12 protein-coding genes and 1 pseudogene are annotated in these 14,449 nt (G+C 73.1%); 3 read left to right on the forward strand and 10 right to left on the reverse strand.

Annotation, left to right across the window (positions count from 1 at the left end; all coding sequences use genetic code 11):
- A pseudogene (locus ACRDP3_RS18915) lies at positions 1-222 on the forward strand (serine/threonine protein kinase); the annotation flags it as partial.
- A gap of 55 nt (positions 223-277) precedes the next feature.
- Here ACRDP3_RS18915 and ACRDP3_RS18920 read toward each other — a convergent pair.
- The 7 genes from ACRDP3_RS18920 to ACRDP3_RS18950 form a co-directional block, all read right to left on the reverse strand.
- Complete coding sequence (locus ACRDP3_RS18920) at positions 278-1,090, reverse strand: TrmH family RNA methyltransferase (protein ID WP_431518147.1); 813 nt, start codon at positions 1,088-1,090, stop codon at positions 278-280.
- Between the two features lie 52 nt (positions 1,091-1,142).
- A complete protein-coding gene (gene cobA / locus ACRDP3_RS18925; RefSeq protein WP_431518148.1) occupies positions 1,143-2,411 on the reverse strand; it encodes a uroporphyrinogen-III C-methyltransferase in 1,269 nt (422 codons plus the stop codon).
- 253 nt (positions 2,412-2,664) lie between these two features.
- Complete coding sequence (cobT, locus tag ACRDP3_RS18930; RefSeq protein WP_431518149.1) at positions 2,665-6,090, reverse strand: nicotinate-nucleotide--dimethylbenzimidazole phosphoribosyltransferase; 3,426 nt, start codon at positions 6,088-6,090, stop codon at positions 2,665-2,667.
- Between the two features lie 258 nt (positions 6,091-6,348).
- Positions 6,349-7,635, reverse strand: coding sequence for a precorrin-6y C5,15-methyltransferase (decarboxylating) subunit CbiE (cbiE, locus tag ACRDP3_RS18935; protein WP_431518150.1), 1,287 nt, complete (start codon positions 7,633-7,635; stop codon positions 6,349-6,351).
- 166 nt (positions 7,636-7,801) lie between these two features.
- The gene (locus ACRDP3_RS18940; RefSeq protein ID WP_431518151.1) at positions 7,802-8,452 is read right to left on the reverse strand and encodes a GNAT family N-acetyltransferase; all 651 of its coding nucleotides are present in this window, start codon (positions 8,450-8,452) and stop codon (positions 7,802-7,804) included.
- Positions 8,453-8,616: 164 nt separating this feature from the next.
- Positions 8,617-10,170 carry a MetQ/NlpA family ABC transporter substrate-binding protein gene (locus ACRDP3_RS18945; protein ID WP_431518152.1) on the reverse strand — a complete coding sequence of 518 codons (1,554 nt, stop codon included), beginning with the start codon at positions 10,168-10,170 and terminating at the stop codon, positions 8,617-8,619.
- The gene (locus ACRDP3_RS18950) at positions 10,167-11,219 is read right to left on the reverse strand and encodes a methionine ABC transporter ATP-binding protein (RefSeq protein WP_431518153.1); all 1,053 of its coding nucleotides are present in this window, start codon (positions 11,217-11,219) and stop codon (positions 10,167-10,169) included. The genes ACRDP3_RS18945 and ACRDP3_RS18950 overlap by 4 nt, the downstream gene beginning before the upstream one ends.
- A 710-nt stretch (positions 11,220-11,929) precedes the next feature.
- Here ACRDP3_RS18950 and ACRDP3_RS18955 point away from each other — a divergent pair.
- Together ACRDP3_RS18955 and ACRDP3_RS18960 are read left to right on the forward strand one after the other, a co-directional pair.
- Positions 11,930-12,301: a hypothetical protein gene (locus ACRDP3_RS18955; RefSeq protein WP_431518154.1), complete on the forward strand. Its 372-nt coding sequence runs from the start codon at positions 11,930-11,932 to the stop codon at positions 12,299-12,301.
- Positions 12,270-12,731: a hypothetical protein gene (locus ACRDP3_RS18960; protein ID WP_431518155.1), complete on the forward strand. Its 462-nt coding sequence runs from the start codon at positions 12,270-12,272 to the stop codon at positions 12,729-12,731. The genes ACRDP3_RS18955 and ACRDP3_RS18960 overlap by 32 nt, the downstream gene beginning before the upstream one ends.
- Positions 12,732-12,755: 24 nt before the next feature.
- On the opposite strand, the gene ACRDP3_RS18965 is transcribed toward ACRDP3_RS18960, so the two are convergent.
- The 3 genes from ACRDP3_RS18965 to ACRDP3_RS18975 form a co-directional block, all read right to left on the reverse strand.
- Entirely contained in the window at positions 12,756-13,265 is a 510-nt protein-coding gene (locus tag ACRDP3_RS18965) for a GNAT family N-acetyltransferase (RefSeq protein ID WP_431518157.1), read from the reverse strand.
- Positions 13,266-13,377: 112 nt separating this feature from the next.
- Entirely contained in the window at positions 13,378-13,902 is a 525-nt protein-coding gene (locus tag ACRDP3_RS18970; protein ID WP_431518158.1) for a sigma-70 family RNA polymerase sigma factor, read from the reverse strand.
- A 123-nt stretch (positions 13,903-14,025) separates the two neighbouring features.
- On the reverse strand, positions 14,026-14,449 hold a 424-nt coding region (locus ACRDP3_RS18975), incomplete at its 5' end, for a glycerophosphodiester phosphodiesterase family protein (RefSeq protein WP_431518156.1).

The following is a 14,449-nucleotide window of genomic DNA, read 5'->3' on the forward strand; positions in this document are numbered from 1 at the left end:
AACGCGGCGGTGCGGCGCGGCGGTCCGGCCCGGCGCCCCGGCGTCATGCCCGCCCGGCGAAGCCGGAACCGCCGCCTGCTGCGGCAGCGGCTGGTGGTGTTCGTGACGGTGACCCTGCTCGTGGCGCTCGGCATCGCGGCGGCACAGGGCTGCCAGGGACCCGCCCGCGGCCTCGGCTCCGAGCAGGTGCGGCCGGCTCCGGGGACGTCCGCGGCGCCGTAATCACCGGGCGCCGTCACCAGCGGCTCCGGATCCACCGGCCCGGGAGCAGTCGGCGTCAGACCGGCCGTGCCCTGGTCGCGTAGAAGGCGACGGCGGATGCGGCGGCCACGTTCAGCGAGTCGACTCCCGCAGCCATGTCGATGCGTACGTGTTCGTCCGCCGCCCGGAGCGCCCCGGGGGTCAGTCCGCCCCCCTCCGTCCCGAACATGAGGGCCAGCTTTCCGCACCGGCGCGCGGCGAGTTCGTCGATGGTGATCGACTGCTCGCTCAGGCAGAGGGCGGCGGTGGTGAAGCCTGCCCCGCTCAGCATTTCCACATCCGCCGGCCAGGCTTCCAGCCGCGTCCACGGGACGGCGAACACGGCCCCCATCGAGACCTTCACGGACCGGCGGTAGAGCGGGTCGGCGCAGCGCGGGCTGAGCAGGACCGCGTCCACGCCGAGGCCCGCCGCGTTCCGGAAGGCGGCCCCCAGATTGGCGTGATCGACGATGTCCTCGAACACGGCGACGCGGCGGGCCCCCTCCAGCAGCGTGTCCGGACGGGGCAGCGGCTTGCGTTCCATGGCGGCGAGTGCGCCGCGGTGTACGTGGTAGCCGGTGACCCGCTCGGCGAGTTCGGTGCTGACGAGGTAGGCGGGTGCCTGGACGCCGTCGATGACGTCCCGCATGACGTCGGCCCATTTCGCGGAGAGCAGCATGGAGCGCATCACGTAACCGGCTTCGGCGGCGCGGCGGATGACCTTCTCGCCCTCGGCGATGAAGAGGCCTTCCTCGGGTTCGCGCCGGCGTCGCAGCTCGACGTCCGTCAGGCCCGTGTAGTCGCCCAGCCGCGCGTCGTCGGGGTCCTCGACGGTGATGAGTGGTGCCACAGCTGTATCCGCCTTGTCGGGTCCGGTCCGGTACGCCTCGCGCGTGTGCGGGTCATGTACGTACGCGGGTCCCGACGGAGACCACGTCGCCGATGACGATGACCGCCGGCGGGCGTACGGCTTCGGCCACCGACCGCTGGGCCACCGTCGCCAGGGTGGCGTCCACACGGCGCTCCCCCGCCATCGTTCCCTCCTGCACGATGGCGACCGGGGTGTCGGCGTCCCTGCCGTGCCGCACGAGGGTCTCGGCGATGGCGCCGATGCGCTCCACCGCCATGAGCAGCACGAGCGTGCCGCGCAGCCGGGCGAGGGCCGCCCAGTCGACGAGGGAACGCGGGTCATCGGGGGCGACGTGACCGCTGACGACGGTGAACTCATGAGCGACGCCCCGGTGCGTGACCGGGATACCGACGGCCGCCGGGACGCTGACGGCGCTGGTGATGCCGGGTACGACGGTGACCGGGATGCCGGCCTCGGCCAGTTGCTCGGCCTCTTCCATGCCGCGTCCGAAGACGAAGGGGTCGCCGCCCTTGAGTCGTACGACGGATTTGCCGGCCTTGGCGTGTTCGATCAGCGCGCTGTTGATGGCCTCCTGGGCCATGGCGCGGCCGTAGGGGATTTTCGCGGCGTCGATCACCTCGACGTGCGGGGGCAGTTCGGCGAGCAGGTCGCGGGGGCCGAGCCGGTCGGCGATGACGACGTCCGCCTCGGCGAGCAGTCGGCGGCCCCGCACGGTGATCAGGTCGGGGTCGCCGGGCCCGCCGCCGACCAGGGCGACCCCTGCCCCGCGGGCGCGGTGCCGGGGAGCGTTGAGCGTGCCGTCGCGCAGCCCCGCCACGACGGCGTCCCGCACGGCGGCGGAGCGGCGCGGGTCGCGGCCGGTCAGGACGGCGACGGTGACACCCTCGCTGTGTCCGGTGGCCGGGGTCCAAGCGGTGGCGGCTGCCGCGTCGTCGCTGCGCACGCACCACACGCGGCGGGCCTCGGCCTCGGCGGAGGCGGCGGCGTTGGTCGCGGGGTCGTCGGTCGCGATCAGCGCGTACCACGCATCGGCCAGGTCGCCGTCGGCGTACGGGCGGCGCTGCCAGGTCAGTTCACCCGAGTCGGCCATCGCCTCGACCGAGGGGGTCGCGGAGGGGGCGACGAGGAGCACGTCCGCACCCGCGGCGAGGAGCGTGGGCAGCCGTCGCTGGGCGACGGTGCCACCGCCGACGACCACGACGCGGCGCCCGGCCAGCCGGAGGCCGACGGGGTAGGCGGGGTGGTCGGTCCCGGCGTGCGGCTGGGCTGGGGACTCGGTCCCGGTCACGGACTCGGACATGGCGCGGGCGGCTCCTTGCGTACGGGAGGGGGCCGCTGCGGCACTGGAGCGGCGGGGACCTGCGGGTGCGGCTGGGGTGCGAGTGCGGGTTCCGTCTCCCTCGCCGCTGTGTGCGGGGCACGGGACGGATTCGGGCAGTTCCCCTACAGCCTATGGCGCGGGCCGAGCCGGCGCTGTTCCGCAGGTCACCCCGCGGAACAGCGGACCGGAGCACCCGCGCGGGGTGCGGGTGCGGGGAGAGCGGGCCGGTGGCTCAGCCCTTTCCGGTCACCCCGGCCGAGTCGAACGTGGCGACCTCGTGCATCGCCCGCGCCGCGCTCTGCACCATGGGCAGAGCGAGCAGCGCGCCCGTACCCTCGCCCAGCCGCAGGTCCAGGTCGACCAGCGGGCGCAGGCCCAGCTTGGTGAGCGCCACGACATGGCCGGGCTCGGAGCTGCGGTGGCCGGCCACGCACGCGGCCAGCGCCTCCGGGGCGATGCACCGTGCGACCAGCGCGGCGGCACCCGCGCTGACCCCGTCCAGGATCACCGGCGTACGCAGGGACGCGCCGCCCAGGATCATGCCGACCAGCGCGGCGTGCTCCAGCCCCCCGACGGCGGCCAGCAGCCCGACCGGGTCGGCGGGGTCCGGCTGATGCAGCTCGAGGGCGCGGCGGACCACTTCGACCTTGCGGGCGTGTGTCTCATCGTTGATGCCGGTGCCGCGCCCCGTGACCTCGGCGGCGTCGACGCCGGTGCAGGCGGCGATGAGCGCGGCCGAGGCGGTGGTGTTGGCGATCCCCATCTCCCCGGTGACCAGGGCCTTGTTGCCTGCCGCGACCAGGTCGCGGGCGGTCTCGATGCCGACCTCGACGGCGCGCAGCGCCTCCTCACGGGTGAGGGCGGGACCCTGCGTCATGTCGGCGGTTCCCGCCCGCACCTTGCGGGGCAACAGACCTGGCGTGGCCGGGAGTTCACCCACGACGCCGACGTCGATGACACACACCTCGGCGCCGACCTGGTTGGCGAAGGCGTTGCAGACCGCTCCGCCGCCGAGGAAGTTGGCGACCATCTGCGCGGTCACCTCCTGCGGCCAGGGGGTGACGCCCTGGGCGTGCACACCGTGGTCACCCGCGAAGACGGCGACGGCGGCCGGCTCCGGGAGCGGCGGCGGGCACTTGCGGGAAAGCCCGCACAGCTGCGCGGAGATGATCTCCAGCATGCCGAGCGCACCGGACGGCTTGGTCATCCGCTTCTGCCGCTCCCACGCCTCACCGAGCGCCTTGGCGTCCAGCGGGCGGATCGCGGCGACCGTGTCGGCGAGCAGGTCCTGCGGTTCGGCGCCGGGCAGCACGCGGCGCCCGTAGGACTCCTCGTGCACGACCCAGGACAGCGGCCGCCGCTTGGACCAGCCCGCCTGGGCCAGCTCCGGCTCGGGCGGGAACTCGTCGACGTACCCGACACACAGGTACGCCACCACCTCCAGATGCTCGGGCAGTTCGAGGGAGCGGACCATCTCGCGCTCGTCGAAGAAGCTGACCCATCCGACCCCGAGACCCTCGGCGCGGGCGGCGAGCCAGAGGTTCTCGACGGCGAGGGCGGAGGAGTAGGGCGCCATCTGCGGCTGTGTGTGCCGGCCGAGGGTGTGCCGGCCACCGCGGGTCGGGTCGGCGGTGACGACGATGTTGACGGGGGTGTCGAGGATCGCCTCGATCTTCAGTTCCTTGAACTGCTTCGCCCGGCCCTTGGGGAGGGACTTGGCGTACGCCTCACGCTGCCGCTCGGCCAGCTCGTGCATGGCGCGCCGGGTCTCCTCGGAGCGGATGACCACGAAGTCCCAGGGCTGGGAATGGCCGACGCTGGGAGCCGTGTGGGCCGCCTCGAGGACGCGGAGCAGGACCTCGTGCGGGATGGGGTCGGGGCGGAAGCCCTTGCGGATGTCACGGCGTTCGCGCATCAGGCGGTGCACGGCTTCCCGCTCGTCGTCCGCGAAACCGGGGGCCGGGGGGCCGGCCGGTGCGGGGGCGGGAGCGGTCGCCGTGCCGGTGGCGCTGACGTCGGGTCCGCTGTCGGGTCCACTGCCGGCTTCGCCGTCGTCTGCTTCGCCGTCGGGGGACGGCGCGGCGACGGCCGCCGAACCGTCCTCGCTTATCAGGGGGGCGGTTTCGGACTCGGCTTCGGTTTCGGACCCGGTTTCAGTTTCGGACTCGGCTTCGGTCTCGACGGGCGCCGGCTCACCGGCGGCGGTGGGTACCTCGGCCGACTGGCTCACGTTGTCTGCCGGGCCCGCTGGGCGGACCGGGTCTGCCGGGTCTGCTGGATTCGCCTCTGGCTCGGCGTGCTGCCCCTGCCTCGGAACCATCGTTACGGCCTCCGGCGAACCCGCCTCGTCCTGCGGAGCAGGGCTCGGCATCTCGGCCGCCGACGCCTCGGCCGGCGCGCCCTGCTGCTGAGCCGGAATCCCGGCGACGGCCTCCGGGCCGGGTGCACTTGCCGGGGTGCCGGCATCGGCCTGGGCGGCATCCGGGTCGGCCTGCTGCTGTGCGGGAATGTCCGCCGTATCCGCCGCGCCCGGTGCGGGCACCGCGGAGTCGGCGGGAGTGTCCGCGTGCGCGGCGGCTTCGCCGTCACCGGCCGGCGCCGGAAGGGGCTCCGGAACATCCTGCTCCTGCGGCGAGATCGCCTCCACCGCGGTCGAACCCGGCGTGGAGACCCAGGTGTTGCCGGTGCTCTCGGTGCCGCCTTCAGTGCTGCCGCGCCGCTGCCGGGTCTCACCTGCCTCGGCCGGTTCCGGTTCGGGTTCCGGTTCCGTGGAGGGCTGCGGTTGCGGTTGCGGCTGTGCGGAGACCTCAGAGGGGCCTTCGGAAACCGGCGCCGGCTGCGAGGGGACGGCCTCGCCGGCCGGCGATGAGGCGAGTTGCGGGCCGGCGACGCCGGTCGCTTCCTGAGTCTGGGCGTTCGCTTCCGGCTCCGCGGTCCGGGGCTGCTCTCCCTGTGCCGCCCACGAGTCGTGCGGGGGCGGGAGCGCGCCGAGTTGGGGGCCCGGCAGCGGGTCCGGGCTCTGCTGGGAGACGTCCAGGTACTCGGGACCGTTCGTCGCGGCCGCCGCCGGGGGTACCCCCGGCGGCATCGGGTCGGCTTGCCGCGCAGGCACCTGCGCGGCTTCCGGCTGCGGAGGGGAGACGGGGGCCGCCGCCGGCCCGGGTGCCGTCTTGCCGCGGCCACGGTCGGAGAGCGGCCGTACCGCGCCCGACTGTTCGGGCTCCGGCGGGCCGAGGTGCAGCGGACGGCGCGGGGGGCTCGGGTTCGGGGTCGGGTTCGGATTCACGGCGGGGGCGTCGGGGAGGGGTGCCCGGACGGCGCCGAAGTCGACCGAGCCGGAGTCGCGGCCGTCCGTCTCGTGCTGTCCGGGTGCGTTGCCGGCGGGGGCCGGATACTGCTGCCGGGCCTGCTGCTGCGGCTGGGCCTGCCTGCTGTAGGGGTCCTGCTGTGCGGCGGTTGCCTGGGCGTCGCTCCAGGCGCCCTGAGCTCCCGGCATCAACAGGTCCTCCTCGCCGGGCGCAGCCGCGCCACCGCCGACGCCGCCGTCCGGTCCCGGGTAGGGGTACGGACCGGGTGCCGGGGTTCCCGGCCGGGCCGCCGGCTGCGCGCCTGCGTTCTCCGGCTGCCCCTCACCGGGGTTCTGGCCGGTGTCAGTCATGCGTACCCCTCGCCCATCGGTAGTGCTTCGTCCAACCCGGCGAACGGCCGCCGGGCCCCCGTAGATGAAGAACGAGCGTGCGCACGGTGCGGCACGTTTCTCCGCCTACGCGCCATCCGGACATTGACGGACGAACCGTCAACACCGCACAGCGGCACAACGATCCGTCAGCCTACCTGGGACGGCGCGGGCCGCCTGCCAGTGCCGGGTGACAAACCCCACTTCGTCAGGGTTCGTCACCCAACGGTGCGCGGAGATTCAGAGCCGGACACCGGACAGCAGGAAAACGACGGCCCGTTCACTCTCCACCCACGCCTCGGTGTCCAGTTCGACCGACTGGAGCAGGGCGCATTCCACGGCGTACCCGCCCTCCGCGAGCGCCCGTCCGATGGCTTCCGCCTCGTCCCGGGTCGCGGCGTGCGTGACGATGCGCCCGGGGCGGCGCTCGACGACCGCCACGACCGTACGGACGCCACCGCCGCCCACCCGCACCACGTCCGGCTCGGGGAGGTCCTCCAGTACGTGCGGCGCGGTGCCGTGCACGGTCTCGACCTGGACACCGAAGTGCCGGGCCGCCGCGGCCGTACGGGCGCAGGCGTCCGCGTCCCTGTCGACGGCGATGACCGCGGCGCCGAAGCGCGCCACCTCCACCGACAGCGCTCCGCTGCCCGCGCCGATGTCCCACACCAGGTCGCCGGCGCGCGGGCCCAGCCGCGCCAGCTGGAGTCCGCGCAGCTGCGCGGACTCGCTCGCCCGCGCGGGCCGGGGCGGCCCGTGCGGCCCGTCCGGCGCGTACGCCGACAGCGGAAGCGCCCAGCCGCGCACCGGGGGCGGATAGCCGGGTGCCCGTCCGGCGAGCCAGCCTCCCCCGGACTGTGTCCGGGGGGACCCCGGGCCCTGCTCGGTCCCGGTTCCCGGAGGGCCGGGCGGTGCGGAAGACCCGGAACCGCCCACCACGATCACCACGTTGGGGTCCCGCCAGGTGTGGTCGGCGACCTTGTCGGAGGTGAGGACGGTGACCTCTTCCCGTGCGGTGCCCATCGCCTCGCAGATGACGAACGTGCGGTGCACCGGACCGAGCAGCAGGGCGAGTTCGGCGGGGCCGGCGCCGGGCGAGGTGAGGACACCGACCTTGGTGTGCGCGCGGCAGACGTTGACCGCGCGGCGCAGCGTGCGGGAGTCGGCCACCACCAGCTGCGCGTCGTCCCAGGGCATCCCGGCCCGGGCGAAGGCGGCGGCGATGGCGGAGACGGCGGGAACGACCTCGACCTCCAGGCCGTGCTCGGGAGCCCGCAACGACCGTACGACGCCGAAGAAACCCGGGTCCCCGTCGGCGAAGACGACGGCCGAGCCGCGGTGCTTCGCGATGGTGCGAGCGGCCCGCGAGACGCTGCCGAGCTGGATGCGCTCGGCGCCGGACGGCACCTCGCTCAGCTCCAGATGGTGTGCGGCCCCGGCGACGAGTGTGGCCGCGCCGAGGGCGGAGCGGGCGGCGTCGGGCAAGGGCGAGCCGTCCCACCCGATCACGGTGACGCGGTCGGCCATCGGTGCGGTTCTCCTGGGCTCGTCTGGGTTCGTCGCAGGTCGGGGCTCCCCGAGCGTACCCCGGCGGCGCCGATCAGCGATGCCGTGGACGGCTCGGCGGACATCGTCCCGGTATGGGCGGGAAGTCCCCGGTACAGGGCCCGGTACGCACCGCGACAGCCAACGCTCAGCGGGGTGAGCGCAGCCAGTCCGGGTAGGGGGCGTAGCCGCCGGCGTCGGCCAGTTGCTCCGGGATGCCCTCGAGGTCCTCGGGCAGCAGGCTCCACACCAGGAGGTCGGTGCGGATCTCCGCCCAGCCGCCGTCCTCGGTGCGGGTACGCGCTATCCGGGCGTTGCGCAGCACGCCCTCGCTGATGCAGCCGAGCTTCTGCGCGACCTGCTGCGCGGCGCTGTTGTCGGCCGCCGTACGCAGCTCCAGGCGCTCGAACTTCTGGTCCTGGAAAAGCCATTGGGCCACGGCGAGCACCGACTCGGAGGCGTAGCCCTCACCGCGCGCCCAGGGTGCGGTGACGTAGCCGACCTCGGTGGCGAGGAGCCGCCAGTCGGTGTGGGCGAGATGGACGAGACCGACCAGCCGCTGGGTGAGGAACTCGGTCACGGCGAAGACGATGCCGTCACCTTGGGTCCGTACGGCTGACGCCTGCCGGAGGATGAACCTGCGGGCGTCCAGCTCGCGGTAGGGCACCGGCACATCCGTCCAGGCGGTCACCAGTTCGTCCCGCATCATCTCGGTGAACGCGGGGACGTCCGCCTCCTCGAACGGGCGCAGCACGAGCCGGTCCGTACTGATCGTGACGTCCGGAAAGGTCGAAGTCATGCGCCGCTCCATCGGATCGAGGGTCCGGAGTCGAGGGGCTCCGGACGACTGCAGCAGTGCACAGCATGCAGCATCGGCACCCCTGCGCGCAGGGCCGGACCCGCTGATCAGGCGGGATCCGGCCCTGCGTGCCGACTTGTCGATACGGGGACAGGACTCGAGGGTCAGGACCCGGACGCGGACTTCGCCCGCGCGGACCCGAAGTCCGGCAGGATCCCGCCGTCGTACCTCTCCTCGATGAACTTCCTGACCTCCGCGGAGTTGAGCAGTTCGGCGAGCTTCTGTACCCGGGGGTCGTCCTGATTCCCGTCCTTGACGGCAAGGAAGTTGGTGAAGGGGTTGTCCTTCGCCCGCTCCGCGATCAGGGCGTCCTTCGCCGGGTTGAGGTCGGCCTCCAGGGCGAAGTTGCCGTTGATGACGGCCGCGTCGACGTCGTCGAGGGAACGCGGCACGGAGGCGGCTTCCAGCTCCTTGAACTTCAGCCCCTTGGCGTCCGTGATGTCGCCGAGGGTGGCCTCCGCTCCGGCGCCGGGCTCGAGGTCGATCACGTCGTGGTCGGCGAGGAGCTGGAGGGCGCGGCCCTCGTTGGTGGTGTCGTTGGGCAGCGCCACGGTCTGGCCGCTCTTGAGGCCCTTCAGCTCACGCACCGTGTGCGAGTAGAGGCCGAGCGGTTCCAGCTCGACGTCGACGACGGGCTCGATGTGGGTGCCCTTCTTCTCGTTGAAGTCGTCGAGATACGGCTTGTGCTGGAAGAAGTTGGCGTCGACCTCGCCGCTCTCGGTGGCGGTGTTGGGCAGCACGTAGTCCGTGAACTCCTTGACCTCCAGCCGCAGTCCCGCCTTCTTGGCGAGGTGGCGCTGCACGTACTGGAGGATCTCCGCGTGCGGGGTAGGCGAGGCCGCCACCGTCAGCGGCTGCCCGCCCTTCTCCGCGTTCTCCTCGCCCTGCGAGCCGAACCCGTAGCCGGCCAGCCCGAGGGGCACCAGGACCACGGCGGCCAGCGCGGCCGTCCGGCGCCGGCCCAGCCGGACTGTCCACCGGAGGGCGGCCCCGTCGGGGCGGCTGTGCCGGGAGAGGGCGCGCGCGATCGCGTCACCGAGCAGCTGTACGAGCGTGACGAGGAGGATCAGCAGCGCGACGGTCGCCACCATGACGCCCGTCTCGAACCGCTGGTAGCCATAGGTCAGCGCCACGGTGCCCAGTCCGCCGCCGCCGACGGCTCCCGCCATCGCCGAGTAGCCGATCAGCGCGATCACCGTCGTGGTGGCGCCCGCGACCAGCGACGGGAGGGCCTGCGGCAGCAGCGCCTTGAAGACCACGGTCGGAGCGCCGCCGCCCATCGCCTGCACCGCCTCGACCAGACCGGCGTCCACCTCCCGCACAGCGGTCTCCACCAGCCGGGCGAAGAAGGGGACGGCGCCGATGGCGAGCGGCACGATGGCCGCCGTCGGACCGATGGAGGTGCCCACGATCGCCCGGGTCAGCGGGATGAGGGCGACCATGAGGATGATGAAGGGCAGCGAACGGCCGACGTTGACGACCGCGCCCACGACCCGGTTGACCGCCGCGTTCCGCAGCAGCCCGCCCTTGTCGCTGAGCACGAGCAGCACACCCAGCGGCACCCCGCCGAGCACGGCGATCAGGGTCGAGCAGCCGACCATGTAGAGGGTGTCGAGGGTGCCCTGGATGAGCAGGGGCTGAATCTCCGACCAGGTCACTTGGCACCTTCCTCGACCAGTTGGGCTGTGCTGCGGTCGTCGCCGGGGGCACCGGCGACCTCGACGGTGAGGCCCTGCTCGCGCAGATAGCCGATGGGCACGACGTTGTCGTAGAAGCCGCCGGGCAGCTCGATCCGCATCCGGCCGACCTGCTTGCCCCCGACGGTGTCCATGGCGGCGCCGAGGATGGAGATGTCCACGTTGTACGTGCGCGACAGCTGCGAGATGACCGGCTCGGTCGCCGTCGCACCGTGGAAGGTGACGTCGACGACGGTGCGCCCTTCGGAGGACGGCCGGCCGCCCACCGGGAACAGCTCGCGGGCCAGCTCGGAGCCGGGGGTGGCCAGCAGTCCGGAGACGGTGCCGGACTCCACGATCCGCCCGTCGCGCATCAGCGCGGCCGAGTCGCAGACCGCCTTGACGACGTCCATCTCGTGCGTGATCAGCAGTACGGTCAGGCCGAGCCGGCGTCCCAGGTCCCGCAGCAGCTGGAGCACGGAGCGGGTGGTCTCCGGGTCGAGCGCCGAGGTGGCCTCGTCGGAGAGCAGCACCTTCGGGTCGCCGGCGAGCGCGCGGGCGATGCCTACGCGCTGCTTCTGGCCGCCCGACAGCTGGGCGGGGTAGGTGCGGGCCTTGTCGGCGAGGCCGACCAGGTCCAGCAGCTCAAGGGCCTTGCGGGAACGCTCGCCGCCCGAGAGGCCGAGGATCTCCAGCGGCAGTTCGACGTTGCCCTGCACGGTCCGGGAGGAGAGCAGGTTGAAGTGCTGGAAGACCATGCCGATGCGGCTGCGTGCGGCGCGCAGCTCGGCGCCGGCACCACGGCCCTTCCCGGCGAGCGCGGTCAGGTCCTGGCCGTCGACGGTGACCGTGCCGGAAGTGGGCCGCTCCAGCAGGTTGACGCAGCGGATGAGGGAGGATTTCCCGGCGCCGCTGCGGCCGACGACGCCGAACACCTCGCCCTCGCGCACGTGCAGATTCACGCCGTCGAGCGCGGTGATCTCGCGGTCTCGGCTGCGGTAGACCTTGGTCAGGTCCGTAGTCGTAATCACAGGACTTCCCTTGACGTCGGGCAGGGGCGCAGGCCACGTCCGCACAGCAGTGCGGTGCGGGGGCGCTGCGGGGGTGAGAGAGGGGCGAAACCGGGGGCAGCGTCGCCCGCGGGGGCGCGCGCCGGTCCGGGTCTGCTCAGGCGGGGGCCCTCAGCGGGCACACATGCGCGACATGCCGCCCAGAGGCATGCGCGGACAACGAGCACCGGGCGTGGTGATGGCCCTGGTCGCAGGGGTGCGGCAGCTCGTCGTGTTCATGCGCTCCAGTTAAACAGACCTCCGCACGGCCACTTGGCACAGCGTGCGCCGCTGGCCGGACGCTGGACACGGTGATCGGCGTCCGTGATCTCCGCACCATGGCGGTGACCTGCGCAGATACGGCGGAGTGGTCATCGGTGACGACGCCGGGACGCGGCTGGACGCTGATCGGCTGTGGCAAACCCCACGGTCTAGTACCCCTCCCGGCAACCTTTGCCCTGTCGCGCCGCCCATCACGCACTCCCCCAGCCTTCGGCCGGGAGGTGCCCCCACGCCGCGTTGGCCGAAAGCCCTGGTAGCTCCGCTACAAGGACTTCCGGCCGCCTTGCGATCGCACGCACTGGACGACGCTCCTTGACGGGCAAACGTTGCCGGTCACGGCACTAGCTGCCGCCGCCGTCCTTCCCGGGCCCGGCGGCGGTGACGGCCGGCGGCCCTCCTAGACTCGGGCCATGTTCATCCCGCTCACCGTCACGCTCGCCGTGGCCGCGCTCGCGCTGGCCGGGTGGTGCGGCTGGGCGGCGTACCGTGATCAGCCCACCAAGGACTGGCACTTCATCGGCATGGCCGTGGTCTCTCTGCTCGCGCTGGCGCAGCTGGTGGCCGGCATCGTGGCGCTGGCCGGCGGAGAGCACCCCGCGGAAGGGACCGCGGTGTTCGTGGCGTATCTGCTGGCAGTGGTCGCCTGCCTGCCGGTGGTTGGCCTGATCTCGCTGACCGAGCGGACCCGGTGGGGTTCGCTGACGGTGGTCGCGGGTGCCGTGGTGCTGGCGGTGCTGCAGGTCCGGCTGCATGACATCTGGGGAGGCGGCAGCGGTGCCTGAGACCCCTCCCGGGACCGCGCACCGGAGCGTAGGACCCGGCGGGATCGGCACGGGTCCCGGCAGGCTGCTCGTCACGCTCTACGGCATCTTCACCGTGGGTGCCGCCTCCCGTTCCGTCCTCCAGCTGGCGACCCGCTTCGAGGACGCACCCCTCGCCTATGTCCTCTCGGCGGTGGCCGCGGTGGTCTACGCCTTCATCACCTTCTCGCTGGTGCGGGGCGGAGAGAGTGCCCGTAAGGCGGCCTTCGGCTGCTGCTGGGCGGAGTTGGTGGGAGTGCTCGCGGTGGGCACCTGGACGCGGATCGAGTCCTCCGCGTTCCCCGACGCCACGGTCTGGTCGGACTACGGCAGAGGCTACCTCTTCCTCCCGGTGGTGCTGCCGGTGGCCGGACTGCTGTGGCTGTGCCGGCCGCGCCGGGGCGACGGCTGAGCCGTCACCCCGCCGGACCCCCTGTCAGGCGCTGGTGGTGAACGCCGCGGGGGCCGCTCCCCCGGCGTCCTTCGCCATCGCGGTCAGCGTCACCTGCCGGTCCCGCTCGGTGCCGACAGGTGTGTAGCCGGACTTGCGGTACAGCCGCAGGTTCCGCTCGCTGCGGTGCCCGGTGACCAGGTGGTAGCGCGTGGCGGCCCGTTCGGCCGCCAGCCGGACCTCGATGGCGGCCAGCAGCCGTCCGCCCAGCCCGTGCCGTTGCAGCCGTGGGTGGACGCAGAGGCGGCCGATGCGGGCGGTGCCGTCGGTGTCGACGGCGGCGCGCACGGAACCGACCACCTCCTCGCCGAGCCGGGCCACCATCACACAGCCGTCGGCCATCTCGGCCCGCAGCCCGTCGAGAGACTGGGTGAGCGGGGCGATGGCGTAGTCGCCGTAGGCCTCCGCCTCGCTCTGGAAGCACAGGTACTGGAGTTTGAGTATCGCCTCGGCGTCGTTCCCGACCGCCGCAGAGATGGTCACGCTCATGCCCATGTGCGCCTGCCTCCCCATGTCGTGAATGCGTACGGGCACGGAGCGATGAGGGTGCCGTGTCCGGACTGTCTGCCCTGGTGACGCCGATTGCTTACCGCAGCTTCCCCCGGCCTCAGGTGCCGCAATCGGACGCGGTGAGCATTGTGCGCAGACAACCCAGACATCGGGACCGTACCGGCCCAAGGCTGCCCTGTGACATTCCCAACTCGCGGGCGATCTCGGGGTAGGTGAGGTCTTTCCCGGACAACAGCGCGCGCAGCAGGGCAGGACAGCGGCCGGGCAGCAGCTCGACGGCTGCCTCGACGGCGCGGCGGCGCTCGGCGGCGAGCAGGGCTGTCTCGCCCAGGAAGGCCGTGGCCGGGTCGCCGGCGCCGTCGGCGGGCAGCGGCTCCTCCCTGCGGGCGCGGCGCCTGGCGCGGCGGGCCTCCGCCCGTACGGCACCGCGGAGCCACCCGGCGGAGGGCGCCGTCGCGCCCTGGGCCCGGCCGTGCTCCAGCCAGCGCAGCCAGACCGCTTGCTGCAGGTCCTCCGGTTCCGTGCCGGCGCCGGGCGCCTCGGCGGCGCACTCGGCGGCGAGCAGCCGGCGCAGTGGAAGGGACGCTTCGGGCGGGGTGAGGAGAGCGGCAGGAGAGTTCATGCCCGTCGCGACGTGCGCGCGGCCCGCGCCGGTTGCCGCCCGGTGGCGGCACCACCCCTCCGGGTGACGCCGCCACCGCAACTGCCGCGTACGGACGGCCGCGTACCGGCCCGTCCGCCGCACTCAGTCCTTGCGGAACTCCACCGCCGCCAGCAACCCGGTGTCCGGGTTGTCGGTGAACAGTCCGTCGATGCCGGTGGCGAAGTAGGTACGGAAAGCGCCGAACGCGTCCCCGTAGGCGGCCGGGTCGGCACCGCGGCGGAAGTCGAGCGGCAGGAAGGTGTTCTCGTTGCGCATGGTGTACGGGTGCAGGACCAGGTCCTGCGCGTGCGCGTCCCGTACCAGGGTGGTGGGCTCCCCCAGACTGCCGTCGGGCTTCCGCGGGATGATCAGGTTCACCACCGGCCCGATGCCCTTCGCGAACCCGGCCATCCACTTCAGACCCTCGGGTGTGACCAGGTCGGCGACCGTGCGCGGGTCGCCGGCCTCGACGAAGTCCCAGGGACGGGAGGTCGCCGCGCCCAGCAGACAGACGCCCGGGCAGTCC

It is taken from the genome of Streptomyces sp. (genome assembly GCF_050698815.1).
Classification (GTDB): Bacteria; Actinomycetota; Actinomycetes; order Streptomycetales; family Streptomycetaceae; genus Streptomyces.